The 12940-nt window shown below is 45.6% G+C and carries 6 protein-coding genes and 1 pseudogene; 1 reads left to right on the forward strand and 6 read right to left on the reverse strand.

The features are described from left to right. Window positions 1-177: 177 nt before the first annotated feature. From RDP42_RS03010 to RDP42_RS03030, 5 genes are read right to left on the reverse strand one after another with little or no spacing between them, the layout of a single operon-like run. Window positions 178-2190 (reverse strand): alpha-glucuronidase, encoded by a 2013-nt coding sequence (locus RDP42_RS03010; RefSeq protein ID WP_308762471.1) that lies wholly within the window; start codon window positions 2188-2190, stop codon window positions 178-180. After that, window positions 2183-3160 (reverse strand): glycoside hydrolase family 43 protein, encoded by a 978-nt coding sequence (locus RDP42_RS03015; RefSeq protein ID WP_308762472.1) that lies wholly within the window; start codon window positions 3158-3160, stop codon window positions 2183-2185. Before RDP42_RS03015 ends, RDP42_RS03010 begins: the two co-directional genes overlap by 8 nt. A 49-nt stretch (window positions 3161-3209) precedes the next feature. Further along, window positions 3210-4358 carry an endo-1,4-beta-xylanase gene (locus RDP42_RS03020; protein ID WP_308762473.1) on the reverse strand — a complete coding sequence of 383 codons (1149 nt, stop codon included), beginning with the start codon at window positions 4356-4358 and terminating at the stop codon, window positions 3210-3212. Window positions 4359-4377: 19 nt separating this feature from the next. Beyond that, window positions 4378-5874, reverse strand: coding sequence for an MFS transporter (locus RDP42_RS03025; RefSeq protein WP_308762474.1), 1497 nt, complete (start codon window positions 5872-5874; stop codon window positions 4378-4380). 2 nt (window positions 5875-5876) lie between these two features. Further along, window positions 5877-7508 carry a sialate O-acetylesterase gene (locus tag RDP42_RS03030; protein WP_308762475.1) on the reverse strand — a complete coding sequence of 544 codons (1632 nt, stop codon included), beginning with the start codon at window positions 7506-7508 and terminating at the stop codon, window positions 5877-5879. A gap of 347 nt (window positions 7509-7855) precedes the next feature. Between RDP42_RS03030 and RDP42_RS03035 the strand changes: the two genes are divergently transcribed. Continuing rightward, window positions 7856-11932, forward strand: coding sequence for a two-component regulator propeller domain-containing protein (locus RDP42_RS03035; RefSeq protein ID WP_374046906.1), 4077 nt, complete (start codon window positions 7856-7858; stop codon window positions 11930-11932). A 132-nt stretch (window positions 11933-12064) separates the two neighbouring features. On the opposite strand, the pseudogene RDP42_RS03040 reads toward RDP42_RS03035, so the two are convergent. Beyond that, a pseudogene (locus RDP42_RS03040) lies at window positions 12065-12889 on the reverse strand (sialate O-acetylesterase); the annotation flags it as partial. Window positions 12890-12940: the final 51 nt, after the last annotated feature.

Consider the following 12940-nt stretch of genomic DNA (forward strand, 5'->3'; position numbering starts at 1 on the left):
TATACCACCAAAAGGCATGGACATAGGAAAAACATAAATCATACTCTATGAAAAATGGCAAAACGATGATTATATAACGAAAAAGAGGATGCATCATTTTGACACACCCTCTTTTCACGAGACATTTCAGGTCCCTAAAAGTCCTCTAAAATCCTCCGAATCCACTTCCAATATCCCTTATTTTTTCCGCGGAAGCATCTCAATCGTAGGAGGTTCATAATTACTGATGGGCAACTTCACCTTTTTCAATTCCTTCAAGGTAAATACCGGAGACTCCACCCCTTTGGGATAGGGTTGCTTGGAGAAGGTACGGAAATACTCCAGACAAGCATCTTTCCACCACACGGCATCGTGTGCCTGAATGTCCAGCCGTTCGGCCACCGCCTGATAGCGTTCCGCATCCACATAGGGCTGCATCTCCTTCCACACCCGCTGGAACGCACGCACATCGTCTACCCCTTTCTGGTACTTGTAACAGAGTTCATCCCACAAGGAACGTCCTGAACGAAGTTTTTGATTCCACTTCACATGATGGAACCAAAGCAGATATTCCTCCGGACATTGCTCCAACGAATCGAACAACCGGGCTAATGAATCCGGATACTGCGACACGGCATCACTTCCCGTACGGCTCCGGTCGAAACCCAATCCCTCCTTGTCCGCCTGATGGTAATACGAAGGCAGCCAATCGGCTCGTGCCCCGGACACCTCACACCAAGGTTCCGGACCGTAATGGTGCCCCCAGGCAAAGATGTGATGCAAACCCAGCGGCATCATGTAATCCACCACTGCCTCCCGGCTCTCCATCATGACCTGCGTCATGGGTTCCACAAACCGGCGGTCGGTCGTGAAAGTCTGTGCCAGCCATTCGCGGGCAATCTCTTCCGCCGACAAGTCCGGATTCCAAGCCAACCGCCCGTAAGCATACCAGTTGGCCTGTGCAAAATCATGTCCGCACCAATTTACATTGTCGCCTACATTCACTACACCCGCTACCCCCTTCAGGGAAGAAGGCTGCACATAGCGGTAAAACTCTTTCCACATAGTAGCCAGATAAGCCAGGTGGTTGGAATGTCCCAAGTACTCCTGCGTAATCTGAAACTCCACCATCAAGGGCGTATGCGGCATGGCCCCGAACAACGGACTGTAAGGTTCCCGCGGCTGAAAGTCAATCGGCCCGTTTTTCACCTGCACCATCACATTATCCCGGAACCGGCCGTCTAACGGCTGAAATTCCAGGTAAGCCTGCTTGGCCCGGTCGGCATCCGACGGACTGTAGACAAAAGCCCGCCACATCACGATTCCCCCATAGGGTTTCAAAGCCTCCGCCAGCATGTTCGCCCCCTCGGCATGCGTACGCCCGTAATCACACGGACCGGGCTGTCCTTCCGAATTGGCTTTCACCAGAAAACCGCCAAAGTCAGGAATCAACCCATAAATTTCCTGTACCTTCTCTTTCCACCAACGGGCTACCTCCTCGTCCAGCGGGTCGGCCGTAGACAAACCTCCCAACTTCATCGGAGAAGCAAAATTGACCGAAAGGTACACTTTGATGCCATAAGGACGGAACACATCGGCCAACTTCCGCACCTTTTGCAGGTAGTCTGCGGAGAGAATCTCGGGCGAAGCATTCACATTGTTCAGCACAGTCCCGTTGATACCCACCGAAGCATTGGCACGGGCATATTCCCGATAACGGGCCGACACGGAATCGGTCAGTTCCTCCCATTTCCACAAAGAACGTCCCGCATAACCACGCTCAATCGTGCCGTCCAGATTGTCCCAATGGTTCAGCACACGGATGTCAAAGGCCGGCTTTTCCTGAATATCCAACTGGGTACAATCCGCTCCCTCCGCCTGTAAGCGCAACAGATGGTAGGTCGCGTACAGCAATCCCTGTTCCGTAGCGGCCCCCAACACCGTCTTTCCCTCGGAAGTACGTATGGTATATCCCTCTTTACCCAGCCGACGATGAGTTTCATCGGCACAGAGCTGCAAATCCACTTCTCCTCCCTGCCACAAGGCGGCCAGTTCCTCACGCGCCACCGTAAGCGTAGGGGAAGTCACTAAACAACAGACAGACGCTTGATTCACAGGCGTCTGTCGTAACCAAAGTCTGCTCCCGTCTTCGGCCCACAACGTCAGGGCCAAAGACAGGAAACAGATACCACTCCAAAATCGTTTATTCATCCGCACTGCCTTTTACGGTTTGAATCTTACCGTTCTCGTCATATTCCAGCTCCACCACCTTCAGGCTGCGAAGCCAGGTCTTTCCACCCGAAGGCACACAGTCGTGATGGAACAGATACCATTTTCCCTTATATTCCGCAATGGAATGATGCGTAGTCCATCCCACCACGGGTGTCAAAATCACTCCCTGATACACAAACGGACCATAAGGACTGTCACCTACGGCGTAACACAGCAAGTGTGTGTCACCGGTAGAATAAGAGAAATAATATTTCCCATTGTACTTGTGTACCCAGGAAGCCTCAAAGAAGCGGTGCGGGTCGCCTGCGGTCAACGGTTTGCCGTCTTCCCCCAACACAATCACCGGACGCGGTTCTTCTGCAAAACCGAGCATATCATCCGACAATTTTACCACCCGGCTCGGCAAGGCCGGTTCATCGGCTTCCGGAAGGAACGGGTTCTCAATGGCCTTATTGTCCCGATAGCGTTGCAGCTGTCCGCCCCAGATACCGCCAAAATACATGTAATAACTGCCATCCTCATCCTGAAGCACTGCGGCATCAATGCTGTAACTGCCCCGAATCGGATCGGGCTGAGGAATGAACGGACCTTCCGGCTTGTCACCGATGGCTACTCCCATCCGGAAGATGTCGTTCCGGTCCTTCAACGGGAAATACAAGTAATACTTTCCGTTCTTGCAGGCAATGTCACAATCCCAAAGCTGGCGTCCGGCCCAAGGAATATCAGCCACTTTCAAAGCGACTCCGTGGTCCACGATTTCTCCATGCATCACATCGTCGGTAGACAGCACATGATAGTCATTCATATCAAAATGGTCGCCGTTGTCATTTTCCGGGATGCCGGATTCACGGTCATGTGAAGGATATATATACAAACGGCCATTGAATACATGTACTGAAGGGTCTGCCATATAATCGGCAGGAAACAGATATCTTTCTTCCTTTTTCATTTTTATGATGGTTTGTGAGACCGCCCGAAAGCAGTCTCCGGTTAAACATTTATTTCTTTGCAGACGTTACAGAATCGGATGCTTCTTCTATCATTTTCCGTACAAAATCTTTCGGTTGGTAATTCCGGTCGAAAAGCAACGGATAGTCCTTTCTTCCTCGAATCGGGAAATTATTTTTCCAGGAATCTTTATCGGTCACTCCCCAAGCGGTCACCCGTTCCACAATGTCGGCATGCTTCTCAAACAGCTGGAAGAACTGTTGCATTCTTTCATTCCAAACCTGGCTGACAGAATCCGGCAAAGCTTCCGGATAAGGGTTCAATGCCTTCTTGAAAGCGACCGTATCCGACACATTGGCACTTCGCATAGCCGTAGGCAACGCACTCATATCCCACTCCGTAATCATCACCTTGACACCGGTAGCGGCAAAGGCCAGCATACTTTTCTCAAACTGGCGGATGTCCGGATAATCCATTCCCATGTGTCCCTGCATGCCTACCGCATCGATACGCAAACCTTTTTCTTTCAGCGAACGAACCAGTTTCACCACTCCGTCACGGCGTCCCGGCACATCCATCCCGTAGTCATTGTAATACAATTCTGCGTCCGGATCGGCTTCGTGTGCATACTGAAAAGCCAATGGGATGAACTCTTCGCCCAAAATCTCATAGAACTTGCTCTTGCGGTAAGAACCGTCTTCCATAATGGCTTCGTTCACCACATCCCATCCTTTAATCTTTCCCTTGTAGCGTCCGACCACTGTCTGGATATGGGTTTTCATACGTTGTTTCAACACTTCAGGAGAAACATTCTTTCCTTTGTCGTCCACACAAAACCATTCGGGAAGCTGTGAATGCCATATCAGGCAATGTCCCGTCACCGTCAGCCCGTTGTCGAGTCCAAACTGCACCAGACGGTCGGCATCTTCAAAATGGAATTCTCCTTCCTTCGGCTGGATTTCCTCACTTTTCATACAATTCTCTGCCACGATGGCATTGAAATGCTGTTTCACAATCTTTAAGGCGGAAGTGTCCATTCCTGAGGACTGACGTACATTAAGGGCCACACCCATCAAAAATTTATCCCCAACCACCTCTTTTAATGATTTTTCCGAAACGGCCATTTGGGAAGCATTGCTTCCACATGCCATCAGAAAAAGGCTGCATAATAGCGCAGATACAATGTGTCTGTTCTTCATTCTTCTTCGTATTTCCTAATTAATAATCATTTTTACTTCTGCGTTCGCTCAGTTCTGCCTGCATTTTCTCATTGTATTCTTTACTGATAGGATAAAAAAACAACGCTACCACTCCCACCAGGAAGAAAGCGGCAGGAATCAGACTGGAAGACAGAATGATTCCCTGCACAGCCGTATCGCTCTGCGCGATACCTGAACCGGAAATGTACCCAAATCCGGACAATAAAAATCCCAGTACGGCACCCCCGATGCCCAATCCCGCTTTCAAGGCAAATACCACACCCGAAAAGACAAATCCCGTGGCACGACGATAATGGATATACTCCGAATGGTCGGCCACATCAGCAATCATGGCCCAAAGCAAAGGTACCGTAGGCGCATAAGCCAGACTCTTCAGGAAGTTCAGCACGAACATCATACCCACATTATCTTTAGCAGGGAAATAGAACATGGCTGTAAATATAGCTGTCAGCGAAAGGCACACAATAAACGTGCGCTTCTTGCCGTATTTGTTAGCTAAAAATTCGGATAAGAAAATCACTCCAAAGAACTGAACCAGTGCCCCTACCATATTGAAGACGCCAAATCCTACTTCGTATGCCTTATCTGGTGAGGTCACAATCAATCCAAAAGCATTGAGCACATGATAGCCAACAGAGTCTCCAGGTTCTGCAGCCACCAGCCCGATATTGTCCAAGAAAGCAAACAGCGCGGCCTTGTCTACATAGTTCTCAAAATAATAGTTCATGGCACTTCCCCACATAGCCAGTGTGATGAAGACGAACAACGTCAGGATAAACATAGACCTCCAAGGCACACTGCTCAACACGTCTTTGATATCCTGACGGGTATCGTTCTTTTGGCTAGCCGGTGGAGTGATACGTTCTCTTGCCGAGAAGAATACAATCAGAAGGAAAATAAAACCGACTGCCGCAAACAGGGAAATCGTGCAAAGCCACCCATGCGCCTTGTCTCCTCCGTCGGAAAACTTGCTCACCAATGGCAAAGTAAGTCCCTGAACCACAAACTGGGCTATGGTAGAAAAGACAAAACGTACGGAAGTAATGCTGGTACGCTCCTTAATGTCCGACGACATCACTCCGCCTAAAGAAGAATAAGGCGTGTTATTAAAAGAATACATTGTCATCAACAAGGTATAAGAGATGGTCGCATACACTGCCACCAGTCCTTTCTCCTCAATCCCCGGATTATAAAAGGCCAACACATAAAATACCATGAACGGAAGAGCTGTCCACAACACCCAAGGACGATACTTTCCCCATCGGGTTTGGGTACGGTCGGATAAAATTCCCACGGTAGGGTCTACAAAAGCATCTACGATACGTGCCACCAACATTACGGTACCTGCAATTGCTCCTTCCAGCCCAAACACATCCGTATAGAATTTGGTCTGATAAATCATCATCATCTGGAACACCAGATTCGCAGAGCAATCGCCCAATCCATAGCCTACTTTTTCGGCCATGGACACTTTCTGACTTAGAATATTACTCATTTTTACTTATTTTGTTTTTCATTCTGTATTACTGCATTCACCAACCGGGTAGCCGGCGTTTTTTTGTCCAATGGATGAATGTCATTCCATTCACCCGTATCACTGTTCTTGATTAAGGTTACGTGCGTGTTTTCCTGTGCCGCCTTTGCCTGTTGCTTTCTCAATGCGGCCCAATCCGTACGTCCGGGGTCATCCGGTGCCAGAAAATCGGCCAATTCCACCACATAGAAAGGTAAGTTTTCATTTTGAAACAGGGCCCTCCAATCTGCAATCATTGCCGTAAGCAAGGAAGAATATTCCCTCCAGCGGTCCACGTTCGATTCGCCTTGATACCATACCACCCCTTTGAACACATAATGCTGCAACGGATGAATCATACCGTTGTACAAGCCCACCGGTGTATAATGGAAAGCCGTAGAAGAAGGGGAAGGAGGCATCACCGTGCCTATTTTATGTTTCCATCTACCTTCCAAATTTATTTCCTGATTGCCGCAAAGCAATTTATAGGGTTTTTCTTTGACAAAGGAAGGACAGGAACCGTAGCTGAACAAACGTACGGTCAGCTGGTTTTTCCCCTCTTTCAGGTACTTAGCCGGTACCTGATAAACCCTCGGCGGATACTGATAGGAAACAGACCCCACAAAATGTCCGTTCACATACACAGAGTCAGCATCCACCATACAACCTAACCGCAATACTACGTCTTTTCCTGCCCATCCATCGGGCACTACAAACTCTTTTCGGAACCAATGGGTTCCATTCAATGGACGACCGTTACGAAGTGCCCAATTATCTGAAAACATATCTACCCATTCCCAATCCGTATCATTGTATGACTCGGCATACCAAGGAATCTCCCCATGCAGTCCGGCATCCGACCGATACAATTGCTTGTTCCATGCCAACTGATGTAGCTGTTCGGTTTTCTTTATTTGAGCCACCAGTGCGGCATCTTCATATAAGGTTTTCTGATTGACATACGCTGGAAAATCCTTTAATCCATCCTCACTGATCCATGCTTCAATGGGTGTACCTCCCCAACTGGAATTAATAATACCTACCGGCACTCCCGTCTTTTCCTCCAGGAGTTTAGAAAAGAAATAACAGAGGGCAGAGAAACTCTGTACGTATTCCTGAGTCATCGGTTGCCATTTTACTGCTTGCAAATCGTTCAGCGGTTGCAAAAAATCATACGCATACGGAATCTTTACATAACGAACAGATGAATTTTCATACGATGCAATCTCTTCGGTATATTTATCCATCACCCGATTTACCGTCAATTCCATATTCGACTGTCCGGAACACAAGAAAACGTCTCCTACCAAAATTTCCTTCAACGTAATGTCATTAATCGACATCGAATAAGGTCCTCCCGCTTTCAAGGCCGGCAACCCAATCGTCCAATTTCCGGTCTCATCCGCTACCGTGTGATATTGCTTTTTCATGAAAGTCAGATTCACCTTTTCTCCCGGACAGGCTGTGCCCCATATTTTCAAAGGGACTTCCCGTTGCAACACCATTCCATCGGAAACCAACGCAGGTAAAGTCACTTTGGCCGATAAGCTAAAACTACAACAAGCATACAAGAGAAGAGCTCCCAATACCCTACCAAAATAAGTCTGTGTTTTCATATATTATATTTTGTATTTTTCATTAATCTCTACCATTACAAAAGTAGCAAAAGCCTATAGAATCGGCTCTCACACAGGATACCAACCTCTTATCTATTGTTACACCATCCTTTCTACTGTAACAAAAACTTTCGGAAATGTTACATCACAAAAAGAAATTCCCCTCCAAAGGCTTTTCTATAATTTTCCACGCATCTTTTACAAGAACTCACTTCCACCCCTTAAAATCCATTTTCAAAAGCCTGAAAAATCCCCGTTTTTTTTATTGACAACTAAGAAAAAAGAACTTACTTTGTATCAAATAAATGTATTTTAATTCAATTTCAGCCCTACAAACCACACTCATAATGAGAAACAAGACATTCATTATAGCTATTATTTGCAGCCTATTGCCCCTCTTCTGTAAAGGACAATTCTGTAAGCTGTATACTACTCATGGGGAAATCTCCAGCAGTATGATCAACAATATATATCAGGATCAAAAAGGATATATATGGGTAACAACAGAGGATGGATTGAATAAATTTGACGGAGCCAAATTTACCAACTACCGCTCTCATCGAAAAGACTCCACGTCCTTATTAGGGAACCACGTATATAAAGTGTTCCAGGATTCCAAAGGAAATTTGTACATTCTTTCTACCAAAGGACTGCAAATCTATGACTACCGGTCGGACACGTTCAAAACCATCAAAAAATCAGGCTCGTCCTATAATAACAAAAGTATCACAGAACTTCGCAACGGCAATATTCTGATTGGAACCAGCGGATATGGAATAAAAACCTTGTCGACCGACTCAAAAGGAAACTTTCAGATTAAGGACTGGAATATTCCTCTGCCCGGATATACCATCAATGAAATCAAAGAAGACAAGAACGGAAATATCTGGATCTGCACAGAATACCATGGCGTCATTCGGATTGATAAAAACGGAAAGAGATACGATTATTCGCTTGGTACACACAACGGCAACCAGTTTATTAATTGCTGTGCAGAAGACTCCTACGGCAATGTATATATAGGTACCACCGGACGCGGCGCATTCGTCTATCGAAAGGCAGACGATACGTTCCAGCAAATCTTCAAATCCGAGTTTCCCATCAAAGACCTGAAACAAAAGGGAAGTTTCATGCTGATTGGCATTGACGGAGAAGGAATAGTTTCTTATGACATTTTAGGAAAAAACATTGCGGATACGGACTTTTATATAGACAATGTAAACCTGAAAAGAAGTAAAGTACACTCCCTTCTGATAGACAACAGTACCAATCTGTGGATAGGTATTTACCAGAGAGGCATAGCTTTTATTCCTTTACAAGCCAATATGTTCGGGTATATCGGAAGTTATTCCTCGCTTCGGAATTACATCGGAAACAACTGCATCACAGCCTTATGCGACTACGATGACGGGAAACTCGTTGTGGGAACAGATAACGACGGAATCTACCAGCTGAATAACCAATATAATTTTATCCGACATTTGACTCCTGAATCAGATTCTGACATACCTCCCACGGTGATGTGCCTGTTCAAAGATTCCCACAAGAATATATGGATAGGCTCTTACCTGAGCGGGCTTTCTTTCATGGATGCCAAAGGAGACAAAATTACCAAAGTGACTTTGAAAGACAAAAACGGAAATGAAATCAAACGCGTATATTGCTTAGCTGAAGACGAACATAAAAGATTATGGATTGGCACAATGGGAGCAGGACTCTATTTCACTGACTTACAAGCTCCCATTCAGAAAAACATCAACGTGTATAATACCCAAGACATGCAAGATATCAATCAATGGATTGATGCACTTTATTATGCTCAAAATGGAAGATTATACATTGGCAATTACGATGGAATAAAATGCATAGATACTCAAAGCTTGAAAATTGTAGGCCAAGAAAAGGCATTGCTTGGACTGGTAGTCTATTCCATTATAGAAGACCACGAACATCGTATTTGGGCCGGTACATCTGATGGAGTTATAATCATGGACAAGGATTTGAATATCCTTGAACAATTCACCATCCAAAACGGCTTGCCCAACAACTCTGTTTCATCCATTGTCGTTGACAAAAACAACGATATCTGGGTCAGCACCAATCAAGGTCTTGCCAAATACGACCCACAAAAGAAATCTTTCATCCCGTTTTATGCTTCCGACGGCTTATACAACAACGAATTCTCCAGAAATGCATTCTGCCTATATCCCGACGGTAAAATCCTGTTTGGAGGAACCAACGGAATCATTTTCTTCAATCCGGACGATATCAAAATTCAGAAATTCCAAGGGAAAATCCGAATTACCGGATTCTATCTACACGATAAGCCTGTAAATGAACTTACGAAATCCGGAAATTACCATGTAATTGACAATGACATATTCAATGCAAAAGAAATCAACTTGGCACATTACGACAATTCTTTCTACATTGAATTTGCCACCGATAATTTTATGGCTCCCCAAAGCTTCATGTATTCCATGAACAATGGCACCTGGAACTCCCTGCCCAAAGGCACGTCCCGTGTCTCATTCAGCAATCTTCCGGCAGGAAAATATGAGTTCAAGATCAAGGCAATCAACGGCACTGCCGAATCTGAAGTAAAAACCATCCTCATCAATATCCATCCGGCCTGGTATAATTCTGGCATAGCATGGATCATTTATATCATTGTGGCAGGCGGCATAGCGGTCGTTTTCATACATCAGGCAAAAGAAAAATACAAAGTGCGGCAAGAAATGCTCAAGCACAAGCATCTGGAAGAGATAAACGAAGCCAAACTCCAGTTCTTCATCAATATCTCTCATGAAATCAGAACGCCGATGTCTTTAATTATAAGTCCGTTGCAGAAGCTTATATCTACCGATTCCAACCCGGAAAGACAAAAGAGTTATTCCCTGATTGAGCGCAATGCCCAACGCATCCTGAACCTGATCAACCAGCTGATGGACATCCGAAAAATAGACAAGAACCAGATGAAACTCAGCTTCACGGAAGTGGACCTCATAGATTTCATCAATAATATAAAAGATACATTCGACTATCAAGCTGCCAGCAAGCACGCACAGCTGAATCTGATTACCCAACTGGATGATCTGAAGGTGTGGATTGACCCGAATAACTTCGATAAAGTCATTTTTAACCTGCTGTCCAATGCACTTAAACATATTCAAAATGAAGGGAAAATCAATATCTACATCAATACAGTCCACAACGACAAAGAAGAGGCTCCATTGAACCACTGCGCTGAAATAATCATTGAAGATAATGGAACCGGCATCAAGGAAAGTGAAATGCCCCGTATTTTTGAACGCTTCTACCAAATCAGTGATGACCGGTCGCGCAGCAAAGGAACCGGCATCGGGCTCCACCTGTCCATGTCACTCGTCAAGATGCATCATGGTACCATCACGGTCAAGAACAACGAGAACCAGCCAGGATGCAGCTTTACCATACATATTCCATTAGGATGTGCCCATTTGTCTCCTGAAGATATTGCTCCGGAACCCACTGAAAACACCGCACCTGCATTACAGGAAGATAATATGCTCCAGCATATCCCCATGGCACTCAATGAAGATGAAAACGAAGAAGAAACGGGAAAGAAAGTGCCCAGAAAGAAACATTCGGTCTTAATTGTGGACGATGAAGATGACATCCGTAATTATTTAGTGACTGAGTTAGGCAATTATTTCCGGGTATTAAGTTGCAGTAATGGAAAAGAGGCTCTGGAAATCATTATGTCGCACATGCCGGATTTGGTACTCAGTGACATCATGATGCCGGAAGTAAACGGCATTACCTTGCTCAAAAAGCTGAAACAGAACATCAAGACCAACCATATTCCGGTCATTCTTCTGACAGCCAAGAACAGTGAAAAAGATTACATTGAAGGACTCTCATTGGGAGCTGATGCTTATATTGCCAAACCGTTTAACCTGGAAATTCTGGTTACGACCATCGAAAATCTAATCAGAAACCGAGAGGTCTTACGCAATAACTTCAGTGGGAAACAGGAACAGGACGGACAAATTGAAGTCGTCCAGCCCCAGTCGGCAGATGAGAAGCTGATGAAGAAAGTGATGAAAGCCATCAACAAGAACCTGAACAATCCAGATCTGAATGCAGAAATGATTGCAGCAGAAGTAGGAATAAGCCGTGTACACTTGTACAGGAAGCTGAAAGAAATTACGAACCAGTCTACCCGGGATTTCATCCGGAATATCCGATTGAAACAGGCGGAGATTCTGCTCAAATCAGAAAAGAATTACAGTATCTCTGAAATATCCCAGCTGGTAGGGTTCAACAACACCACGTATTTCTCGAACGCATTTAAAGAATTATATGGTGTTTCTCCAAGCAAATACATGGAACACTGCAAGCAAAACGAGACCGAAGAGAATTCCACACAGGAATCAGAATAACCGACAGCCAGATAGCCCCTCTCACCGAGAGGTCTATCTGGCTGCAATCAAACTACATAAAACAACACGGAACAACTGCTTCCAGAGATACACGGCATTTTTCGTTCCCCCGGAAACAGATTACTTTTATTTCTCGGCTTTCAGAATTTGAAGCATGGCCTGCCCATATCTCTTGCCCAGTTCCCGATAGCCGGCTGCACTGAAATGCAATCGGTCGGATACTGCCTCACACCCTTCAGATGAAATGACATGTGCAGAGGGAATCGTTTCCGGCAATTTCTGAATCACCGGATTCATTGAAGCACAAGCTCCTCCCTGTCCTTCCGACACAAGTTCACCCACCAACAGAGGCAGCGAATTGGGTTTCAGATTAAGGTCTGAAAGAATATTGTCATACACTTTCTTCACTTTCAACGGCCACTCCGGGTCTCCGGTATTGGACTCTCCCTGATGGAGGAGAATCCCTTTTATCACCCCACAGCGGGAAGCCTGCCTGGCCAGTTCAATTAACCTGGCATAAGGATTGCCACCATACTCGGCCACCATGTTCTTCAGCCAGTCTGGAGAAGTCTCCACGTATGAAGTATAATTGTCTTTATCGAACAATTCAATTTTGCAACCTCCTACAGCCACATTGATTACCCCTACTTCTACGTTGGAAGGAAGACTGTCGACCAACGTACGACCGAAATAATCAGCTGGCGTCAGGCCGGTACTGCATCTAGCCAAAGGCGGAATCGCTGTATACCACTCTCCTTTTTTTCGTCCCAAATCCGGACAATCTACGGCCTGAAGCACTTTAAAACGAGGATTCACATTTACCGTATCACAAGCTTCTATTTTGGCATTCCCTTCCATATTTGACTGCCCCAGACACAAATAAACATAGAAGTTTTCATTCACCTTACTTCCTTCCGCCGGTTCCTGAGCCACTACTGCCCCCAAAAACAGAAGCATCCACGACGCAACCGTCGCAAACATTCTTTTCATTTCCATCATTCAAAAAAT

Origin of the sequence: uncultured Bacteroides sp., from assembly GCF_902472605.1 — a bacterium.
Taxonomy (GTDB): Bacteria; Bacteroidota; Bacteroidia; order Bacteroidales; family Bacteroidaceae; genus Phocaeicola.